The sequence below is a fragment of the Catenulispora sp. GP43 genome (assembly GCF_041260665.1).
Taxonomy (GTDB): domain Bacteria; phylum Actinomycetota; class Actinomycetes; order Streptomycetales; family Catenulisporaceae; genus Catenulispora.
The window spans coordinates 155,787-176,730 of sequence record NZ_JBGCCT010000007.1 but is presented as its reverse complement, the minus strand read 5'-3'; the positions used below and the strand labels follow the sequence as shown (position 1 = coordinate 176,730).

General features: G+C 73.2%; 13 protein-coding genes. 4 read left to right on the top strand and 9 right to left on the bottom strand.

Annotated features, from left to right (window positions below; genetic code table 11):
• The first annotated feature begins 53 nt into the window (after nt 1-53).
• Nucleotides 54-1,307, top strand: coding sequence for a ParB/RepB/Spo0J family partition protein (locus ABH926_RS16595; RefSeq protein WP_370366488.1), 1,254 nt, complete (start codon nt 54-56; stop codon nt 1,305-1,307).
• A 91-nt stretch (nt 1,308-1,398) separates the two neighbouring features.
• Here the strand turns inward: ABH926_RS16595 and ABH926_RS16590 are convergent, their stop codons facing one another.
• From ABH926_RS16590 to ABH926_RS16555, 8 genes are all read right to left on the bottom strand, one after another.
• Complete coding sequence (locus ABH926_RS16590; protein WP_370366724.1) at nt 1,399-3,042, bottom strand: (2,3-dihydroxybenzoyl)adenylate synthase; 1,644 nt, start codon at nt 3,040-3,042, stop codon at nt 1,399-1,401.
• 33 nt (nt 3,043-3,075) lie between these two features.
• Entirely contained in the window at nt 3,076-4,284 is a 1,209-nt protein-coding gene (locus tag ABH926_RS16585) for a cytochrome P450 (RefSeq protein WP_370366487.1), read from the bottom strand.
• 11 nt (nt 4,285-4,295) lie between these two features.
• Nucleotides 4,296-5,507 carry a cytochrome P450 gene (locus ABH926_RS16580; RefSeq protein ID WP_370366486.1) on the bottom strand — a complete coding sequence of 404 codons (1,212 nt, stop codon included), beginning with the start codon at nt 5,505-5,507 and terminating at the stop codon, nt 4,296-4,298.
• A 23-nt stretch (nt 5,508-5,530) separates the two neighbouring features.
• Nucleotides 5,531-6,334, bottom strand: a complete 804-nt coding sequence (locus ABH926_RS16575; RefSeq protein WP_370366485.1) for a thioesterase II family protein — start codon at nt 6,332-6,334, stop codon at nt 5,531-5,533.
• A complete protein-coding gene (locus ABH926_RS16570; protein ID WP_370366484.1) occupies nt 6,331-7,395 on the bottom strand; it encodes a saccharopine dehydrogenase NADP-binding domain-containing protein in 1,065 nt (354 codons plus the stop codon). Before ABH926_RS16570 ends, ABH926_RS16575 begins: the two co-directional genes overlap by 4 nt.
• Nucleotides 7,392-12,080: an amino acid adenylation domain-containing protein gene (locus ABH926_RS16565; protein ID WP_370366483.1), complete on the bottom strand. Its 4,689-nt coding sequence runs from the start codon at nt 12,078-12,080 to the stop codon at nt 7,392-7,394. Before ABH926_RS16565 ends, ABH926_RS16570 begins: the two co-directional genes overlap by 4 nt.
• Nucleotides 12,077-15,688 carry an amino acid adenylation domain-containing protein gene (locus ABH926_RS16560; RefSeq protein WP_370366482.1) on the bottom strand — a complete coding sequence of 1,204 codons (3,612 nt, stop codon included), beginning with the start codon at nt 15,686-15,688 and terminating at the stop codon, nt 12,077-12,079. Before ABH926_RS16560 ends, ABH926_RS16565 begins: the two co-directional genes overlap by 4 nt.
• 69 nt (nt 15,689-15,757) lie before the next feature.
• On the bottom strand, nt 15,758-16,582 hold the full coding sequence (locus ABH926_RS16555) for a hypothetical protein (protein WP_370366481.1): 825 nt from the start codon (nt 16,580-16,582) through the stop codon (nt 15,758-15,760).
• A gap of 82 nt (nt 16,583-16,664) precedes the next feature.
• Here ABH926_RS16555 and ABH926_RS16550 point away from each other — a divergent pair, with 82 nt between their 5' ends.
• The 3 genes from ABH926_RS16550 to ABH926_RS16540 all read left to right on the top strand — a co-directional run bounded on the left by ABH926_RS16550 (nt 16,665) and on the right by ABH926_RS16540 (nt 19,711).
• The gene (locus ABH926_RS16550) at nt 16,665-17,489 is read left to right on the top strand and encodes an SDR family NAD(P)-dependent oxidoreductase (protein ID WP_370366480.1); all 825 of its coding nucleotides are present in this window, start codon (nt 16,665-16,667) and stop codon (nt 17,487-17,489) included.
• Between the two features lies 1 nt (nt 17,490).
• Complete coding sequence (locus ABH926_RS16545) at nt 17,491-18,564, top strand: LLM class flavin-dependent oxidoreductase (RefSeq protein ID WP_370366479.1); 1,074 nt, start codon at nt 17,491-17,493, stop codon at nt 18,562-18,564.
• Between the two features lie 229 nt (nt 18,565-18,793).
• Nucleotides 18,794-19,711: a thioesterase family protein gene (locus ABH926_RS16540; RefSeq protein WP_370366478.1), complete on the top strand. Its 918-nt coding sequence runs from the start codon at nt 18,794-18,796 to the stop codon at nt 19,709-19,711.
• Nucleotides 19,712-19,788: 77 nt separating this feature from the next.
• Here ABH926_RS16540 and ABH926_RS16535 read toward each other — a convergent pair whose 3' ends face one another.
• On the bottom strand, nt 19,789-20,865 hold the full coding sequence (locus ABH926_RS16535; RefSeq protein ID WP_370366477.1) for an N-acetyltransferase family protein: 1,077 nt from the start codon (nt 20,863-20,865) through the stop codon (nt 19,789-19,791).
• Between the last annotated feature and the right edge of the window lie 79 nt (nt 20,866-20,944).

Here is a 20,944-nt window from a genome sequence, read left to right as displayed (position 1 = left end):
TCGCATATGTGTGCCGATCTCCACGCCGTCGTCGAGAAAGGAACCCGCCGCCCATGGCACGACTCAGTGAAATCGCGATCCTGAGCGACACCGTGCACTGGTTCGACGGCGACGTCCTGGATTCCCCCAAACCCCCTGGAGATCGTCCGGGCGACTTATCGGCGTTCACCGGCTGGCAGCCCGCACCCCCGGTGCCGTGCCCGAACGCGGTGGCGAAGGCGGCCACGGCAGCGGCGGCGGCTCCCGACACGAAGCCGGCTCCCAATCCGGCCAACCTCCCGGCCAATCTCCCGGCCAATCTGCCAGCCAACCTCCCGGCTCCGATCCCGGCCACCCCGCAGGCTCCGGCAGCGCCGGCGGGCTCCGAGGACCTCGTCGAGCTGCTGATCGAGGACCTGTTGCCGGCCGACTCCCCCCGCCTGGCCGGCGAGGACACGCAGCACGTGCAGATCCTGGTGGAGGCCTACACCGAACTGCCCCCGATCCTGGTGCACCGGCGGACCCTGCGCGTGATCGACGGGATGCACCGGCTGCGCGCGGCGATGCTGCGCGGCGAGCAGACGATCAAGGCCCGGATGTGCGACGCCGAGGCGGACGCGGCGTTCGTGATGGCCGTCGAGGCCAACGTCTCGCACGGCCTGCCGCTGTCCCTGGCCGACCGCGAGGCCGCCGCGGCCCGCATCCTGCTCTCCCACCCGCAGTGGTCGGACCGGGCCATCGCGAACGTCACCGGCCTGTCGCCCAAGACGGTCAGCGGCATCCGGCGCCGCGAGGGCGACCTGCCGGAGGCCCCGACCGCCCGCATCGGCCGCGACGGACGGGCCCGTCCGGTGAACGGCGCGGACCGCCGCCGCCGCGCCAGCGAACTGTTCGCCGCCCGCCCCGACGCCTCGGTCCGCGACGTGGCCACCGAGGCCGGCATCTCCCCCGGCACCGCCCGCGACGTCCGCGACCGCATGCGCCGCGGCGAGGACCCGCTGCCCCCGGGACAGCGCAACGTCGAGGTGCGGCCGCAGTCCATGACCCTGGAGCGCCACCTGCGCCGCTGGACCTCCAGCCGCGTGAGCCAGGTCCGCGACCGCGGCACGGTCCTGCGCAGCCTGCGCCGCGACCCCTCGGTCCGCTTCACCGACTCCGGCCGCGAGGTGCTGCGCTGGCTCGACACCCGGGCCGGCGGCGCCGGCGGCTGGGAGTCGGTGGTGTACCTGCTGCCGCCGCACTGCGCCTTCATGGTCGCGGATCTGGCGTGCGCGATAGCGATGGAGTGGCTCGAGGTCGCCGAGCAGCTGCGGAGCGATCCGGAGTAGGAGATCGGTAGCGAGCAGGGCCGGTCCTGAAAGGACCGGCCCTGTTTCTTGCTCAGGATGCTTATTCAGGTCTCCGATTCAGGTCTCCGATTCAGGAAGCTGCGACGCCCGACGTCTGCTCGGCCGCGAGCCGCGCCAGCTCGGCCTTGTTCACCTTGCCCACCCGCGTGTGCGGGAACTCCTTGGTGAACGCCACCTGGTCCGGCAGCTTGAACGCGGCCACCCCGCGCGCCAGCAGGAACCTGCGAAGCTCGGCCAGCGTCGGCGCGGCTTGGGAGGCGTCAGCGTCGGCATCGTCGGCGGCGGCGGCGATGACCCAGGCGCAGCTCTTCTCCCCCAGCACCTCGTCCGCGACGCCGACCACGGACACGTCCCGCACCCCTGGGTGCGCCAGCAGGTGGTCCTCGACCTCGGCCGGGGAGACCTTCTCGCCGCCGCGGTTGATCACGTCCTTGATGCGTCCCTCGACCACCATGTCGCCGGCCGGGGTGAGGCGGACCAGGTCGCCGGTGTGGAACCAGCCCTCGGGGGTGAAGGTGCGGGCGTTGTGGTCCTCGGCGCGGTAGTAGCCGCGGATGGTGTACGGGCCGCGGGTCACCAACTCGCCGATCTCCCCCGGCGCGACCGGTGCCCCGTCGGAGCCGACCACCTTCACCTCGTCGTGCTCGCACATCGGGCGGCCGGTGCTGGGGAAGACGACGTCGTCGGGTTCGCCGGGCCGGGTGAAGGTGAGCAGCCCCTCGGCCATGCCGAACCAGTGGGTGACCTCGCAGCCCAGCTCGGGGCGGATCCGGCGGGCCACCTCCAGCGGCAGCTTCGCCGAGCCGATCTGCAGCAGCACCCCGGAGACGTCCACGTCGAACAGCGGCGCCGCGTCCAGCCACAGCTTCACCAGCGGCGGCATCAGGGTCGTGAGAGTCACGCGGTGCCGGGCGATCAGCCCGAACGCCTCGTCCGGCGCGGCCCCGCCGGCCAGCACGGTCAAGCCGCCGGCCAGGTAGGTGCCCAGCACGCCCGGGCAGCCCAGCGCGGCGTTGTGCGCCACCGGCAGCGCGGCCAGGTAGGCGCTCTCAGAGCCCACGCCAAGGCCCCGCGCGGTGGCCCGCAGCTGGTAGGCGTAGTCGTCGTGGGTCCGCGGGATCAGCTTGGGCAGCCCGGTCGTGCCGCCGGAGAGCAGGAAGAAAGCCACGTCGCCGGAGTCGGGCGCGGGCAGTTCCCGGGCCGGCGCCTCGATGGCGCTCAGCGCGAGGAACTCCTCGGGCTCGCCGGCCACGATCACGTGCTCCAGGCGCACCCGCTCGCGCACCTCGCGGGCCAGCTTCCGGAAGTCGAAGCCGCGATACCGGCCCGGGACGACATAGGCGACGGCGTCAGACATCTGACACAGGTACTCGATCTCGCTGGCCCGGTGCGCCGGCAGCGCGTAGACCGGGAGCACGCCCAGCCGGAACAGCGCCAGCGACAGCGTCAGGAACTCCGGGATGTTCGGCAGCTGCACCACGACCCGGTCCCCCGGGCGCAGCCCGAGGTCGCGCAGCCCGGCGGCCATCCGGTCGGCCACGGTGTCCACGGCGGCGAACGTCCACTCCTCGCGGCCGGACACCAGCGCGATCCGGTCCTCGTTGCCGGGCACCGCGCCGCGCAGCACGTCGCCCAGCGCCTGCCCGCGCCAGTAGCCGAGCCGGCGATAGCGCTCGGCATCCTCGGCCGGCCAGGGTACGCATCCGGTCAGCATCGTCAAGCCTCCTGGCGGAATGGAAGAAGTCTGCTACGCGGGGGTCAGAAGCATCGGCACGCTGGCGTAGCCGCGAAAACTGGGGCTGGGACGGCGGATCGCCGGCCCGTCGGGCCGCACGTCGGCGAACCCGCGCACCAGGCGCCCGAACACCGCGACCGCCTCGGCCCGGGCCAGCGCCGCGCCCACGCAATGGTGGATACCGCCGCCGCCGAAACTCAAGTGCGGATTGGGGTCGCGCCCCACATCGAGCCGGTCCGGATCCGGGAACCTGGCCGGGTCCCGGTTGGCCGAGCCGATCAGCAGGACCAGGATGCGGCCGGCCCGGATCGTGCGGCCGGCCACCTCGACCGGCTCCCGCGTCAAACGGCTCTTGACCTGCACGGGAGCGTCATAACGAAGGAACTCCTCGACCGCGGAGGGCACCAGCGCCGGATCGGCACGCAGCCGCACCAGCTCCCCGGGGTGCGCCAGCAGCGCCGCGCAGCCGGTGGCCAGCAGGTCGGTGGTAGTGGCGAAGCCGGCGAACAGCAGGAAGACCACGTTGTCGACGAGATCGTCGAAATCCGGCGCGCCGGGCCCGCAAACCCGGCTCGACACCAGCCGCGAGACGAGGTCGTCGCGCGGGGCGCGGCGGCGGCGTTCGAAGAGGTCGACGACCAGCGTGCGCAGCCAGCTGACCGCATCATGTGCGGCGGGCCGGTCGGCCTCGGGCAGGAACGTCGCGAAGGCCCGGGACAGCGCCAGAGCCCGCGGCCGGACCTCGTCGAGGCAACCGGGTTCCAGGCCCACGAAGTCGGCCAGCACCCGGATCGGCAGCACGTGCGCCAGATCCGCGACGCCGTCCAGCCGCGCACCGTCCCGAGCCGGGGCCAGCGCGCGCTCCACGATCTCCGCGATCGTCGCGCCGCGTTCGCGCACCGCCAGCGGCGTGAACGCCTGTCCGATGAGCCGGCGCAGGACTGTGTGGCCCGGCGGGTCGCGGTTGAGGACGATCCGTCCGAAGAAGTCGGCCAGCGGCCCCGGTCCCAGCGCGATGCGGTGGTAGTCGGCGTCGTATTCGCTGCCCAGCCGGGGATCGCGGACCAGCTCCATGACGTCGGCGTACCGCGTGACGACCCACTGCGCCGGACCGCCACGGCACAGCGCGCCGCTCTCACGCAGCCGTGCGTAGGTCGGATACGGATCCTGCTGTACTTCTGGATCGAGCGGATCGAAGCGCGGGGCGAGGATCTGGCTCATGACGCGTCTCCCTACGCCGGCACCACGGTCAGGGGCACGTTGGCGAAGGCCCGGAAGCCCGGCCGCAGCTGCCGCACCGCCGGCCCGGCCGGTTCCAAGGCGGCCAGCCGGCCGATCCGGTCGAAGACCGCGCACAGCTCGGCGCGCGCCAGGGCGGCCCCGATGCAGCGGTGGTGTCCGCCGCCGAAGCTCTGGTGCGGGTTCGGGTGGCGGCCGACGTCGATGCGCGCCGGGTCGTCGAACTGGCGCTCGTCGTGGTTGGCCGAGCCCAGGAGCAGGACGACGATCCGCCCGGGCCGCAGGACGCGGCCGCCGAACGGAATCGGGACCAGCGCGTGCCGGAGTTTGACCTGGATCGGCGCGTCGAAACGGAGGAACTCCTCGACGGCCGAGGGCACCAGCGCCGGAGCCTCGCGCAGCCTGGCCAGCTGGTCGGGGAGTTCGGAGAGCACCTGGCAGCCGGTGGCGACGGTGCTCATGGTGGTCTCGTAGCCGGCGAACAAGGTGAACAGGACGTTCTCGATGATCTCGTCGTCGGTGAGGCGGTCGGTACCGTCAGCAAAGGCGGTGCCGTCGCGGGCCGCCGCCAGCCGGGAGAGCATGTCGCGGCCGCCGGGCGCGGCACGGCGCTCGTTCAGCAGGGTGCTGAGATAGTCGCGCAGCCACAGGACCGAGTCGTGCGCGGCCTGGCGTTCGTCCGGGCCCAGGACCGCGGCGAAGGCCTTGGCGACGTCGATGGCGCGCCGGCCGACCTCGGTCAGGTCGCCGGCGTCGATGCCGACCAGCTCGCCCAGGACCCGCAGCGGAAGCGGGTGCGCGAGGTCGGTGACGGCGTCGAAGGGGGCGCCGTCCATCGCCGGGGCCAGCAGCTCGTCGACGATGCGGACGATCGCCGGGGTCAGGTCGCGGGCCAGTCCCGGGGAGATCGCGCGGCCCATCAGGCGGCGCAGCCGGGTGTGGTCAGGCGGGTCCTGGTTGAGGATGACGCGCTGGAAGAAGTCGCTGGCCGGGCCCGCGCCGATGGTCGGGCGGTGGTGGTCCTCGGAGAAGTTGCCGGACAGCCGCTTGTCGGCCATGAACCGGGCCACGTCGGCGAAGCGGGGCACGACCCACTGGCCGGGGCCACCGCGGCCGAGCGGGCCGGCGGCGCGCAGTTCGGCGTACACCGGGTAGGGATCGGCGACGACGGCCGGGTCGTAGAGGTCGAATTTGGGCGGCAGCACGGATCCCAGGGGCGGCACGGCTTCTAGTGGCGGCACAGGTCTGCCCTCCCGCCCGGCAGCGGGCCGGGCCCTGGCGCGCCGAGCCGGTCCGCGACGAGGCGCAGTACGGCATCGCGCTGCGGAACGAGATAGAAGTGGTCGCCCGGGAACTCGTTCAGGGTCCACGGTCCGGTGGTGGCCTCGGCCCAGGCTTTGGTGGCCGTCGGGCTGACGTCGGGGTCGCCGTCGCCGATCAGCGCGTCCACCGGGCAGCGCAGGCGCCGGTCGGGATCGGGGCGGTAGTGGGCCGCGGCGCGGTAGTCGCCGCGCAGACCGACCAGGATCGCCTCGCAGGCGCGCGGATCTTCGATGATGTCGGTGGGGGTGGCGCCGAGCCGCCGCAGTTCGGCGAGCAGGCTCTCGTCGGACAGGTGGGGACGGCGCCGGGCCTGCTGTTCGCGCGCGGGCGGACTGGACTGGAACAGGGCTTTGATTTCCAATCCCTGACTCTCCATGCGCAGCGCCGTCTCGAAGGCGACCAGGGCGCCCAGGCTGTGGCCGAACAGGGCGAGGTCCCGGTCCAGGCGGCCGTCGAGGGCTTTCAGGACGGCGTCGGCCAGCTGGTGCACGTCGTCGATGCAGGGTTCGCGCAGCCGGTCCAGCCGGCCGGGATACTGCACTGCGACCAGTTCGACGTGCGGCGGCAGCAGGGAGCCCCAGGCCCGGAAGAAGGTGGCCGAGCCGCCGGCGTGCGGGAAGGCGACCAGGACGGTCCGCGCCTCGGGCCGGGGGTGGGCGATGCGCAGCCAGCGGCCGCTGGCGTAGCGGTCGGGGCGCCGCGCGCTCACAGCTCGCCCTCCTCGAAGCCTGATCCGTCCTCGGCCGCCGTCACCGTCTCGTAGATCTCGATCGCCTGGACGGCCGCGGCGGTCCGCAGCCGCTCCACGGTCCAGAGCGGATCGAGCACGTCGGCGGCGAAGTGCACGCCGGGCGGCACGGCGCCGTCGAGGACCGCGCAGGTCGTCAGCGCGACGGTGGCGCCGGTGAGCTCGCTGGCGCCGTGGCCGGAGAGCACCAGCACCGCCCGGGTGCCGTCGCCGGCGTCGAGGTGGAACACCAGGCGTTGGTGCGGATCGCGGCCGAGCAGGTCCAGGTCGGCGGCGGCGGTAAGGCGATCGACGCCGTCCGGGCCCGCGGCCGGTTCGGCGAGCGCGGCGAGCAGGTGCTTGCCGAGGAAGACGTTGTAGAAAGTCAGGTCACTGATCCGGAGGCGCCGCGCCAGCCGCTCCATCTCGGTGCTGAGGTAGGGGTGGGCGGCCGCCGCGTCGGGGAAGTGCGGCAGATCGACGTCGAACAGCGGGGACAGCGCCTGCTCGCTGCGGCGGCCGGCGCGCCATGCCTGGTTGGGGCGGCCGAATCCGTTGTGGAGGGAGGCGAGGTAGTCGGCAGCGGCGACGGCGGTGAAGCGATCGCGTCCGCCGACATAGCCGGTGAGGGACGCCGGCTCGGCGCTCGTGCCGACCGCCAGGGCCCGGGGCAGCAGTCCGGTCAGGCCGGGAAGCATTCCGGCTGACAGGACAACGGTTTTCGCGGCCGTGTCCACCTCGGTCAGGAGATCCTGGACGGGATCGTCACCGCCGGGATCGACGTAGTGCGAGCCGGCGGCCAGCGCCGCGCGTGCGACCCGGTCCAGGACCCGGTAAGAGGGCCCGGCGCAGTTGACCGTCACCTCCACCCGGTCGCAGAACGCTGCCAGGGCGTCGGCGTCGTCCAGGTCCAGCAGCACGTCGGCGCGCGCCGCGTCCCGCCCGGCGATCAGCACCGGCCCGCGGCCCCAGGCGGCGAGCTGCGCGGCGGCGGCGCGGCCGACCGCGCCGTAGCCGCCGACGAGGCCGACGGCCGCCTTCACGGCGCCGGCCGCAGCTGGGCGGCGAGGGTCAGCACCGAGGGCCCTTCCAGGATCAGGCGCAGCAGCACGGCGAAGTCCACCGGTTTGGCCTCCGGGACGTGGTCGAGCAGGGCGGTGGTGAGCCGGGTGGCCAGCAGCGAGTCGCCGCCGGCCTCGAAGAAGCCCAGGGTGCGGCCGACCCGGGGCAGGGCCAGGACCTCTTCCCACTGGCGGGCGATCCGGCGTTCGAGCTCGTCGGCGAGTTCGTCGGCGCCGTCGCCGAGGCCGTCGCCGGGGCCGCCGCCGGCCGGGTCCTGGGCCGTCTTCGGGATCAGGGTGCTGAGCCGCTCGCGGTCGGTCTTGCCGTTGGCGGTCAGCGGGAGCCGGTCCAGGACGTGCACCGCTCCCGGCACCATCGCCGCGGGCAGCCGGCTGGCGGCGTCGTCCAGGATCCGGTGCGGATCAAGGCGGACGCGGTCGGTCTTGACCTGCTCGGCGTAGACACGAAGCCCGGTCCCGGACAGCGCGTCCTGGTCGCGGGGCAGGGCGAAGGCCAGCTCGTCGCCGGAGCGGGCGAGCAGGCGCAGCCAGTCCTCGTGGCCGACGAAGGTCTGGTCCCGGCCGCGCCGCAGGTCGGCGAAGTCGCCGGCGCTGCCCTCGTCGATCAGCAGCAGCTCCATCGAGGTCATGATCTGGTAGTGGTCGCGGGTCATCTCCGCGAACAGCAGCCAGCCGCCGGGCGCCAGCAGTTCGCGCAGCGTGGCCAGCGTCCGGCCGACGTGGTGGGTGGCGTGCATGACGTCGCCGAGCAGGATCACGTCGAAGGAGTTCGCCGCCATCCCCTGCGCCCGGTAGTCGGTGTCGACGTCGAACGTGGCGTACCGGACCCAGGGGTAGGCCTGGAAGGTGGTGCGCGCCGCGCCGAGGAAGAACTGGGACAGGTCGGTGAACAGGTAGTCGACCTCGTACCCGGCGAGCGCGGGGATGACGTCCCGGCTGGTCCCGCCGACGCCGGCGCCGACTTCCAGGATGCGCAGCGGTCCGGTCCGATCGCCGGCGGTGTCGGCGGCGAGGTGGCAGATCGCGGCGGTGAGGACCTGGTTGGCCCAGCGGTTGAACAGGGTCACGTTGTACAAGGACTCTGTGACGTCGGTCCGGCCCTGCGGGAACAGCAGCTGCACGGCATCGGCGCCGTCGCTGCGCAGCACTTCGGGCAGCCGTCCGGTACTGGCCTTGAAGTAGTCGTGGACCTTGGCCGAGGCCGGGTCGAAGCGGGCTTGCAGGGCATCGGCCCGGTCCCAGCCGGCGGCGATGGCTGCTACGGCCGTGGCGGCATCCGTGGAGTCGGAGATCAGGCTGCTGTAGGTCTCGGTGGCCGGGTCGTAGCTGAGCAGGCCGTTGTCCGCCAGGGCGCGCAGCCAGCGGCGGACCACGCGCCGGTTGCGCGGCGCGGTCTGCATCCGTTCCTGGACCTCCTGCGAGGTGTGCGCCTCGCCGGGCCCGAACAGGCCGCCTTCACGGAACGCGGCCAGCATGGACTGCAACGCCAGGACGTCCAGGTGCCGCAGGTAGGCGACGTAGCCCTCGCGGTCGACGCCCGCCACGACCTCCTCGCCGGCGCGTTCAGCGACCCGGGCGAGCTCGGCGCGGGGTGCGGCGTCGGCGGTGAGGGCCTCGGCCGGCCGGGGACCGCCGGCGACGAAGCCGACGAGCTTGCGGTCGAAGGGCCCGGTGCCGTCGGTCACCACCGCGGCCTCGGCCACACCGGGCTGGGCCAGCAGTGCGGCCTCGATCTCGGCCAGCTCGATGCGGTGGCCGCGGATCTTCACCTGGGTGTCCTCGCGGCCCAGGAACTCGATCTCGCCGTCGGGCAGGTACCGGCCGAGGTCCCCGGTGCGGTAGAGGCGTTCGCCGGTGCGCGGATGGACGATGAACCGGGCGGCGGTGCGCTCGGGGTCGCCGAGATATCCGGCGGCCAGTCCCACGCCGCCGATGTACAGCTCGCCGGTGACGCCGTCCGGGCAGTCCCGCAGCCAGGGGTCGAGGACATGGAAGGTCTGGTTCGCCAGCGGCTTGCCGTACGAGACGCTGCGCGCGCCGTCGGGCACCTCGCCGACCGGATGCCAGATGGACCAGATCGCGGCCTCGGTGGCGCCGCCGAGGCTGATCACCGTGATGCCGGGGATCTGCCGGCGGATCCGGTCGGGCAGCGTCACCGGGATCCAGTCGCCGCTGAGCAGTGCCAGGCGCAGGGATCCGACTGCGGCAGCGGATTCGGCGTCGGACTCCAGGTAGTCCGTGAGCATCTGCATCTGGGCGGGCACCGAGTTCCAGACGGTGACGCCGTTCTCGGCGACGACCTGCGCCCAATGGGTCGGGTCGCCGCGCCGCTCGTGGTCGGGCAGCACCAGTCGGCCGCCGGCGCCGAGGACGCCGAAGATGTCGTAGACCGACAGGTCGAAGCCCAGGTTCGCCAGGCCCAGGACGGCATCGCTACGGCCGATTCCGAAGCGGGCGTTCATGTCCTCGATGGTGTTCAGGGCACTGCGATGGGTGATCTGGACGCCCTTCGGCGCGCCGGTCGAGCCGGACGTGTAGATCACGTAGGCGATCGAGTCGGGCGTGGCGGGCGGCCTGGTCGCGGCGGAGGCCACCTGGGATTCCGGGTCGACGAGCGCCGCGGCTTCGTCGATCGCGTGGCGGCGGATCTGCTCGGGCCAGTCGGGGTCGTCGAGCAGCCAGCTTTGGGTGAGGACGTCGCGCACGCCGGCGTCGGCGAGCATCAGGTTTCTGCGAGTGGCGGGTTGGGTGCTGTCGATGGGCAGATAGGCGCGGCCTGCCAGAAGAGCGCCGAGCACGCCGATCACTTGTTCGGGCCCTCGGTCCATCACGACCGCGACCGGGGCGTCCGATTCGCCGGCCAGCTCTCGCGCCACTGCCGCGGCCCGTCCTAGCAACTCGCCGTATGTAACGGTGCCCGATGCGCTGACCACTGCGGGCTGGTCCGGCCGGCTCCGGGCTTGGGCCAGGATTGCGTGGTGCAGCAAGGCGTTCTGGGTCCGAGCTTCGATCTCGGGGTCGCCGGTGTCGTTCGCCGTGCGGCGCCGGGCGGCCTGTGCAGCCGGCAGCGGCACTTCGGCCGGTGCGTCCCACGCCGGCTCCTCGGCGGCCAGGCGGAGCAGCAGGGCTTCGAAGGCCTCGAACATGTCCTCGACGAGGCCGGGCGGGAACACGCCGTCGCGCACGTCCCAGTTCACCGCCAGCGCCCCGCCGCGGACCATGACCTGGCAGTCGATCCACACCTGCGGGGTCTGGGTGAGCCCGGCGGCCAGGGTCGCGTCGCGCCAGAAGCGCGGTTCGCGGCCCTCGTCGTTCAGGGCGATGGCACTGGTGAAGACCACCGGCATCAGCGCGGCGGCGCGGCCGCGGCGCCGGCCGACCTCGCGCAGCACCTCGACGCCGGAGTAGGACAGGTGGTCCATGTCGGCCCACAGCTGCGCCTGCGTCTGGCGGGCCCGCGCGGTGAAGGCGGCGTCCGGGTCCTGGGCGACTTCGAGCACGTCGACCGTGGTGAAGTCGCCGACCAGCGCCTCGACCTGCGGGTGCAGCGGGAGCCGGTTGAGCAGCGTGACGCTGAGGCAGAACCGGTCCTGCCGGGTCCAGCGACCCAGGGTCTCGGCGTAGGCGGCCAGGACCGCGCCGGACGGGGTCAGGCCGCGCGCGGCGCAGTGCGCTCGCAAGGCAGACCACTGATCCGGGGCCAGCTCGGTCTGCCAGCGGCGGAAGGCCGCCGATCCGCGGGTCTGCGGCCGGTCCAGAGTCGGGAGCGCCGGAGCGGTGGGCAGGGTGTCGATACGCTCGCGCCAGTAGTCGCGGGCCCGCAGATAGCCGCGCCGGTCGCGGCGCCGGCGCTCGGCCACAGCGTAGTCGCGGTAGCTGATTTCGAGCTCTGCCAAGGGCTGCTCGGGGGTGTGGTAGAGCTCGTACAACTCGTCCAGCAGCAGCTGGATGCTCATGAAGTCCGCGATCAGCAGGTCGAAGGACAGGTGCAGGACCGCGCCGGTCCCGGTCAGGCTGGCCCGCACGTCGAACAGCGGCCAGTGGTCGGGCTGGTAGTCCCGGCGGCACAGCTGATCGCGGACTTCCAGCACGGCCTCGGCGGCGGCGTCGGGGGCTTCGGAGCGCAGGTCCAGAACCGGCATGTCGTAGCGCGGCACCTCGGACAGGACCTGCTGGTGGCCCCGCTCGTCGACGACCGCGCGCAGCATGGGATGCCGGTCGATCAGTGTCTGCCAGGCGGCGGCGATCCGCGGGGCGTCGAGCCCTGCGAACTCCGCTTCGAGGTAGACCTGGCAGCCGACGTCGCCGTAGTCCAGGGCACTGCTGCGCCCGAGCAGGTACGCGGCCTGGACATCGGTCAGCGGAAAGGGCGCGTGCGCGTTTGCCGGATCGGGCACCAGCTGCTCACCCGAGACGTCGTCCCGGAGGAACTCGGCCAGTGCGGTGCGGTGGGCGCGCAGCGTGGTGCGGTCCTGGTCGGTCAGGGCGCCGACCGGGGCTCGGAAGCGGATCTGGCCGCCGTCCTCCCACAGCTGGACGCCGGTCGATTCCAGGCGTGCGACGAGCGCCGCCAGATCTGCATCTGTTTCTATGCCCATGTCGGTCTCGATCACGGTGTCGGTCTCGGTGTCGGTCTCGGTCGTCACAGGACCCCCTCCTCCATCGGCACCCCGTCGGGCCGGTCGGCGACCACGGCCGCCAACTCGCCGATGGTGGGCGCGTCGAACAGCTGGCGCAGTGAGATGTCCCAGCCGGTGGCGCGGCGCGTCTCCTGGATGAAACGGGTGGCGAGCAGGCTGTCCCCGCCCAGGGTGAAGAAGCTCTGGTCGCGGCCGACGTCGGCGACGTCCAGCAACCGGCTCCAGATCTCCGACAGGGCCTGCTCGACCGGCCCGGCCGGCGGTGCGGCGGCGCCGGTCCCGACCGGCCGGCGCTCGGCGAGCAGCCGGGCGATCGCGGCGCGGTCGATCTTGCCGTTGGGGCTCAGCGGCAGCTCCGCGAGCACGGCGACGTGCTCGGGGATCATGTACGAGGGCAGACGTCCGGCGAGCACGCCGCGCAGGCGGGCGACCAGCAGCCGGATGTCGGTGCCGGTGGCGCCGGTCGCGCCGTTCGTACTCATACCGTCAGGGCCGCCGTCGCCTGCCGCGACCGCGACCGCGACGGCCAGCTGCCGGCGGCCCCGCTCCCCGATGCCCACCGCGACCGCGCGCTCGACGCCGGGGCACGCGTGGCATGCGGCCTCCACCTCGCCCAGCTCGATGCGGTGGCCGCGGATCTTCACCTGGTGGTCGTCGCGGCCGAGGAACTCCAGCAGTCCGTCGGGCCGGTAGCGGGCGATGTCGCCGGTGCGGTACCAGCGCGTGCCGTCGTGCTCGACGAACTGGCGCCGCGTCCGTTCGGCGTCGCCGTGGTAGCCCAGCGCGACCGAGGCGCCGCCGATCCACAGTTCGCCGGGCACCCAATCGGGGCGGTCCCGGCCCAGGCCGTCCACGACCCGGCAGCGGACGTTGCCCAGCGGCGTGCCCCAGGGCACTGAAACCCAGTCCGGCGGCACCCGGTCCACCTGGTACCAGGTGGAGTGGATCGCCGTCTCGGTGGTCCCGCCGAGCGCCGCGAGCCGGCTGCCGGGGGCCTGGACCGCCAGCCGGCCGGCCAGGTCCAGGCCGGGCCAGTCGCCGCCGACCAGCGCCCAGCGCACCGCGCCCAGGCCGCCGGCGGACTCGTCGTCGGCCTCGGCGGCCATCAGCAGCATGTCGAACAGCGCCGGCACGGACTGCCACAGCGTGACGTCCCACCACCGGACCAGGTCCAGCCAGCGCCGGGCGTCCCGCCGCTCCTCCTCGTTGATCAGCACCGCCGCGCCGCCGACCGAGAGCACTCCGAACAGGTCGTAGACGGACAGGTCGAAGTCGAGGGCCGAGACCGCCAGGACCCTGTCCTGCGGACCGATCCCGCAGCGGGTGTTGAGATCGGTGACGGTGTTCACCGCGGCCGCGTGCGGGATCAGCACGCCCTTCGGGGCGCCGGTGGAGCCGGAGGTGAACAGCAGGTAGGCCGGCTGGTCGCCGGAGACCTTCGGCAGCTCCCCCTCGCCGGGCGCGGCGGGGGCGCCGATGACCACCTGCTCGATGCCCTCGGGCGGATCGGGCAGGTCGTCGTCGCTGATGACCAGGCGCACCCCGGCGGCGGCGTACACGTGGTCGCGGCGGGCGGCCGGCTGGTCGACGCCGACCGGGACGTAGCAGCAGCCCGCCATCAGCACCCCGAGCACCGCGATCACCTGGGCCGGGCCCTTGGGCAGCGTGACGGCGATCGGCTCGCCCGGCCGGACGCCGGATTCCAGCAGTTGCAGGGCCAGGCCGCGGGCGCAGCCGGCGAGCTCGCCGTAGGTCATGGTGCTGTCGTCGCACCAGGCCAGGGCCAGACGCTCCGGCGCGGCCTCCGCGCAGGCCAGGAACGGCTCGAACAGCGCCACCGGCGGCACGGGGGTCGCGGTGTCGTTGACCCGGGCCCGGGTCCGCGCCTGGGCCGCGGGCAACGCGGCCGGCAGCGGGTCGCCCCAGTCGGAGGCCGGGTCCAGCAGCCACCGGATCGCCGCGACGTAGGCCTCGAACATGGCGTCCAGGCAGCCGGCCGGGAACAGCGGCTCCACCGCGTCCCAGTTCAGCAGCAGCCGGCCGTCGTCCTCGGTCGCCTGGTGGTCCAGCCAGACCTGCGCGGTCTGCGAGATCATCCATGTCAAGGAGCCGAATTGCGCGCGCACGTCGGGGCCGAACAGGTCGCCGAGCCCGAGCGCGCTGGTGAACACCACCGGGGCCGAGGGCATGGTGCCGGGGCGGCGGCGGGCCAGGTCGCGCAGCACCGCGACGCCCGGGTAGGCGGCGTGCCGGACGTCCGCGCGGAAGCCCTCCTGGACCCGGCGGGCCTGGTCGGCGAAGCCGGCCTGGTCGGTGCCGTCCACGGCCAGCAGCAGCAGGCCGGTGAAGTCGCCGATCAGGCCGGTCACGTCGGGGTGCACCGGACGCCGGTCGAACAGCGGCAGGTTCAGCAGGAACCGCTGGTCCACCGACCAGCGGCCGACGACGTCGGCGAACGCGGCCGCCAGCGCCATCGCGACCGTCACCCGGTGCTCGCGGCACAGCTCGCGCAGCCGCGTGTACTGGTCCTGCGGCAGCCAGTGCTCACGCCGGCCCACCCGGGGGGCCTTGAGCGCGGCGGGATCGACGGCCAGCGGCAGCTGCGGCGCCGCGGGCAGGGTGTCCAGGCGGTCCCGCCAGTAGGCCGACGCCTGCTCGGCGGCCTGCTCACCCTCGGCGGCGGTGTCGCGCTGGTAGCGCGCGGTGTCATAGGCCAGCGGCGGCAGTTCCGCGGCGGGATCGGCGTAGAGCCGGGCCAGGTCCCCGAGCAGGATGCGGAAGCTCCAGGCGTCGGCGACGAGCATGTCGACGTTCACGTGCAGCCGGCAGCGGCCGTCCGGCAGGCAGGAGAGCTGGATGTCGAAGACCTCGCCGGAGTCCACGGCCATGCGCCGGTGGGACTCGCGGTCGCGGACCGCCCGCAGGGTGCGTGCGGCGTCCTCGGCACCGGCGCCGCTGAGGTCGTGCCGGGTGACGCCGGGCCACGGGCTGCTGGGCAGAATCTGCTGACGGCCGTCCTCCAGGAACTGCGCGCGCAGCATCGGGTGGCGGCGAGTGAGGGTGCGGGCGGCGTGCTCCAGACGGTCGGCGTCCAGGTGGGCGCTGTCGAACTCGCAGTAGAAGTGGCTGGCGACGGACAGCGGGTGGCCGCCCATGCGGCCGACCCAGTACGCGTGCTGCATCGTCGCCAGCGGGAACGGCTCGCCGGCTTTGAAGGAGACTTCGGGGGCTGCGACAGCTTCGAGGGCTGCGATGTCCGCGAGATCTTCGGGGTCGGCGTTGTCCGCGAGCTTTTCTGGGTCGGCGATGTCCGCGAGCTCTTCGAGGGCTTCCCGGCAGGCCTCGTCGGCCGGGCCGCCGGCCCCCACCAGTTGGAGCCAGGCGCCCAGGGTCGGCTCGTCCATCAGCTCGGCGGCCGTGACCTCGGCGCCGGCCCCGATCAGCCGGTTGGCCAGGCGCATGATGCCGATCGAGTCCAGGCCCGCGCCGATCAGGTCCTCGGCGTCGTCCAGGTCCGCGCAGTCGTTCCCGAGCAACGCGACGACCGCGTCCCGCAGACCCGCGGGGGTCAGCAGGGCCGCGGTCTCGATGCGCTCGGACGGGTGTGTACTCATCGCGTCATATCTCTCACTTCGCAGCGGGCAGCGGCAACGGCGCCAACTGTGGATCCTCCACAGTCGCGCTCACTTCGGCGGGCGGTTCCTCGGGTCCGGGACGTTGTGCTCGCGCCAGCCGAAGCCGGTCCGGCCGTCCGGACCGCGGACCGCGGACATCGTGCGGGTCAGGATGCTGCGACGGCCGTCGGGGGCGGTCAGGGTGAGCGGGACGGCGGCCAGGTCTTCGAAGACGAACAGGCGGTCGTCGAGGGTGATTCGTGTGCCTGCTTGGGTTTCAGCGCCTGGTTCTACCTCGGTGCGGAGAACCGGTCGTGCCTTTCCGCCGGCGGGCAGCAGGTACCCGTCGGGTGCGATCCGGCCGCGCGCCTCCAGCCAGGTCGCCTGGAAGCGTTCGCCGTCGGCGAGCCAACCCGCACACCAGTGCCAGCCGAGCCGCCACCAGTCGCGCACGCCCCAAGAGTGATCGCGCTGCCCGGGGCCGTCGACCGCGAACGTGTCGCCGCCGACGGTGACCGCGCCGCGCGCCCATCCGGGCTGCTCGTAGCGGTTGCCGCGGCCGTACTCGTGCGGCGGGGCGGTCGGGGACCAGCGGAGGTTCAGGGCGAAGCCGGCCCCGGCGGCGGTCAGCTGCCAATCCTCGCCCTGACCTGGGCCGACGCTCATGCGCAGGGCGCTGTCATCGAGATGGAAGGGGGGCTCGTAGGCGAGCGAGCCGGGGAGCTCGACGGTGGCCCCGGCCACGTCCCGGCCCACCACGTGGGCCCACCACCAGGTCTGCCCGAGATGCGGGTACTCGCCGACCCGGACGAAACCGCCAGCCGAGCCGTCCCGGCTGACGAAGTCGAAGTACCAGGACCGCGACCACAACGGCTGTGCCTGCTCGATACGCACGCGCCAACGGTGCGGGCCGTCCGGGAACGGGTCAACGCCGCCGGTGTCGCGCGGCGGCGGGGCCGAGCCATCCTTGGTGGCCGTGGCGATCGAGGGTGGTTCGAGCGGTGGTTCGAGCGCTGACACCGCGGACCCGGCGCCGGTGGCCGTCGTCACCGGCGCCGGCTCCGGGGTCGGCCGGGAGCTGGCGCTGGCGTTGGCCAAGACCGGCTGGCGGCTGGTGCTGGTCGGGCGGCGGGCCGAGCGGTTGGCCCAGACTGCGTTATTGGCCCAGCCTGCGGAATTGGCCCAGCCTGCGGCCGCGATACCGCCCGAGGCGGTGCATCTGGTCGCCGCCGACGTCGGCGCCCCGGACAGCGCGCAGCGGATCGTTTCCGAGGCGCTGCAACGGTTCGGGCGCATCGACGCACTCGTGAACAACGCCGGTCTGGCGCGCTTCGGCACGCTGGACCGCGTCTCCGAGGCGGACGTCGAGGCGATGGTGCGGACCAACTTCCTGGGGCCGCTGGCCCTGATCCGTGCCGCCGCCCCGGAACTGTCACGCCGTCAGGGATGCGTCGTCAACGTCGGCTCGATCGGCGGGATGCTGGCGCTGCCGGGGCGCGCGACGTACGGCGCGAGCAAGGCCGCGCTGCACCACCTGACCCGGTCGCTGGCGCGCGAGCTCGCGCCCCGGGTGCGGGTGAACACGGTGGCCCCCGGAGCGCTGGACACCGAGATCTACGACGATCTCGGGTTCGGGCCCGAGGAGACCGAAGCCCTGCGCGCGGAGATGATCCGGACCACGCCGCTGGGCCGGATGGGGACGCCGCAGGACGTCGTCCCCTGGATCGAGCTCCTGCTCAGCCGGGCAGGGGCATGGGTGACCGGGAGTCTCCTGGTCATAGACGGCGGGCGGTCTTGCTGACATGCGACCTGTGACGTACGGCGTGCTCACCCTGGGCGACAACCTGGCCGATCCCCACACCGGCGCCACGCTCCCGGTCGAGCAGCGCTACCGGGAGATCGTCGGGCTCGCGGTGCGGGCCGAGGAGCTCGGCTTCGACGGCTTCTACGTGGGCGAACACCACTTCTGCGACTACACGGTGGCCTCCCCGGCGGTGCTGCTGGCCATGATCGCCGCCCGCACGGAACGGATCCGGCTGGGCACCGGCGTCGCGCTGCTGCCGAACCACGACCCGGTCCGCACCGCCGAGGACTACGCGACGCTCGACGTGCTCTCCGGCGGCCGGCTGGAGCTGGTCGTCGGCCGCGGACTGCTGCGCCGCACGTACACGGACTTCGGCCTGGACCCGGACGCCTCCCGGGAGATCTTCGAGGAGAAGCTGGGGCTGCTGGTCGAGCTCTGGTCGGGGCGGCCGGTCACGTGGAAGGGTGAGTACCGCAGTGCCCTGCAGGACGTGGTGCTGCGGCCCACGCCGCCGCAGGGGCCGCGGCCGCCGCTGTGGATCGCCGGCGGATCCTCGTTCGGATCCGTGGACACCGCCGCGGACGGCGGCTTCGGCCTCATCCTGCCCGCGCTGGTCCCGCCGCCGTCGGTGTTCCGCCCCCTGGCCTCCCGCTACCGGGAACGCGCCGAGGCCTCCGGGTACGGCGCGGCGGCCTCCCGGCTCGGCCTGTGCAGCCACGTCCACGTCGCCGCCACCTCCCAGCAGGCCCGGGAGCGCTGGCGGCCGTACCACATGAACTACTTCTCCTGGCTGATGGGCACCCTGATGCCCTGGGGCGGCATGAACGTCGGCCGGGGACGCTCGGAGTTCGGCATCCCGGCCTTCGAGGACCTGATCGCCGGGCCTTCGATCTGTGGCAGCCCGGCGGAGGTCGCGGACAAGATGGGGCAGATCTCGGAGATGCTCGGCCTGGACGGCTACCTGACGATGTTCGACCACGGCGGCATGCCGGCCGCCTTGGCCGAGGAGAGCATGGGGCTGCTGGCCACGGAGGTGCTGCCGCAGCTGCGGGGGGCGACGGCGGCCACGTAGCGACTGTGCACGCAGCCGGCCCGGCCCGATCGGCGAGCAGGTTCCGGGCCGCGTCCTGCTGTCTGCTGATCGTCATTCGCTGCTCGCCGCTCGCCGCTCGCCATTCGCCGGTCGCCGGTCGCCGCCGCCGCTTGGCTGATTTCGCGCTGCGCGGCTGCCCCCCGCCCGCTTGAGTGCCGAGCAACTGTGGAGCTTCCACACTCGAGCCCCGTCTCAGTACAAACGTCGCATGCCCACACTCGAAGAACAGACAGCAGTTCAACGCGTCGGAGACGGGAAGTACCGCGGCGAGGTGTCCACGGAGTGGAAGATGTGGGTGCCCGTCGGAGGCTACCTCGCGTCGATCGCGCTCCAGGCCGCCCGGGCGGAGAGCAACCTGGCCCGGCCCGCCAGCCTGACCTGTCACTACCTGGCCGAGGCCCAGTTCGGCCCGGTCGACATCGAAGTCGCCAAGCTGCGCGACACCGAGCAGTCCGAGTCGTTCGAGGTGCGGATGATCCAGGAGGGCAAGACCATCCTGGCCGCGCTCATCTGGGCCGTGCCCACCGGCGGGTACGGGCCGCACGTCAGCTGGCTCGCGCCGCCGGAGGTGCCGCCGCCGGACGACCTGCCCAACATCGTGCTGGACGACGACGTGATCGCCATGATGGGCGACGAGCCGTTCTGGAAGAACTTCGAGATCCGGCCGGTCCGGCTCGGGCACACGGTCGAGGTGCCCGAGGGCCTGAGCAAGGAGGAGCTCAAGCTCGCGCCCAAGCGGCACGCCCGGATCCGGGCCTGGGACCGGTTCATGAACGGCGCCACGTACCCCGACCCGTGGATGGAGGCCTGCCGCTACCTGATCATCTCCGACGTGTCGCAGTTCCCGACCGTGGCCACCCCCTTCACCCCGCCGCTGCCGTTCGTGGCGCCGACGCTGGACCTGACGGTGGAGTTCCACAACTTCGCGCCGGACTCGGAGTGGCTGCTGATCGAGGGCGTGGGCAGCGCCGCCGCCGACGGCCTGATCGGGGCGCACGCGACGCTGTGGACCCGCGAGGGCGAGATCGTGGCCACCGCGAAGTCGCACATGACGTTCCTGGACCTGTCGGCCCCGGCCTCGCCGGCCGAGACCAAGACCTGGTTCGAGGCCACGGCCTCGGAGTGAGCTGAGCACCGAGCCCCTGAGCCCGAGCACCAAGCACCAAGCACCCGGATCCCGGGCGCGCGCCTGAACCGTTTCTGTCAGCGGAAATCCCGCCGGTAGATCAGGTACGTCGCCCGGATCCGCGCCCCGAGCCGCTCGGCGGTACGCCGCGAAGCCCAGTTGTCCGCCAGCACCATCGTGTACCCCAGGTGCGTGGCCCCCATCCGGTACTGAGCCAGAAAGGACTGCGCGGTCAAGGCCAGACCCAGGCCTTGGCCGCGCATCTGTGCGCGGACCCCGACGCCGAAGAAGCGCAGCCCCTCCCACGGCGCCAGCACCCGGCCGGGCGCCAGCCTGGCCAGACCGGACAGCGTCGGCCCGCACGAGGCCACCCCCATCGGCCGGCCGCCGAGGTAGGCCACCACCGAGAAGTCGTCCATGCCGCGGGGCCCGGCGAAGGCGAAGGTCTGCTCGAACTCCTCGGCCGGGGTCGGCGTCATGCCCCAGCTGTCGGCGAACGCCTCGTTCCACGTCCCGCCGAAGTCCTCGATCCGCCGCTCCGGGGCGACCTCGCCCAGCGGCACCATCCGGAATCCGCGGGCCGCCGCGTCCTCGACGAGCCGCTCCCACCGCGCCACCAGCTCCGGCGTCGCCTCGGCGACGTAGTCCAGACAGGACTTCTCCACGCCGAACCCGGCCTCGTGCAGCAGCGTGTGGTAGCCGGGCGGGTTGTGCCGCACCGGCAGCGGCGGCAGCGAGAGGTAGTCGTCGACGACGAACGGCAGATCCGGTCCGGCCCCCAAGCCGGCGCGCGCCGCCGTGGCCCCGCGCGAGCGCAGCCAGTCGCAGGCGTCGTCCATCAGGGTCCTGACCGCCTCGACCCGCCCGGGCAGCGCCTCGAACAGGCTCAGGTGCCCCACGCCGTCGGCCCAGCGCCGCCGGTGGGCGCCGTCGTCGACGGCGACGACCCGGGCCACGGTCCGGCCGTCCTGGCGGGCCACCAGCGGCCGTACCTCGCGCTCGTGCGCATCAGGGCCCTGTCCCGAGACGAAGGGCAGTTGCATCGGGGTCAGCACCGGCCAGGAGGCCGTGCGCTCGGCGTTCGCCTCGTCGGCGAAGCGCAGGAAGGCGGTCAGCTCACGCCGGGTTCGGGGCTGCTCGACGGTGACGGTCACCGGCCGATCGTCGGGCGGGCAACGGATGAGCCGCAATGGCGGGCCGCTCCCTTGACGGTCGGCGGCCCCGGCGGACATA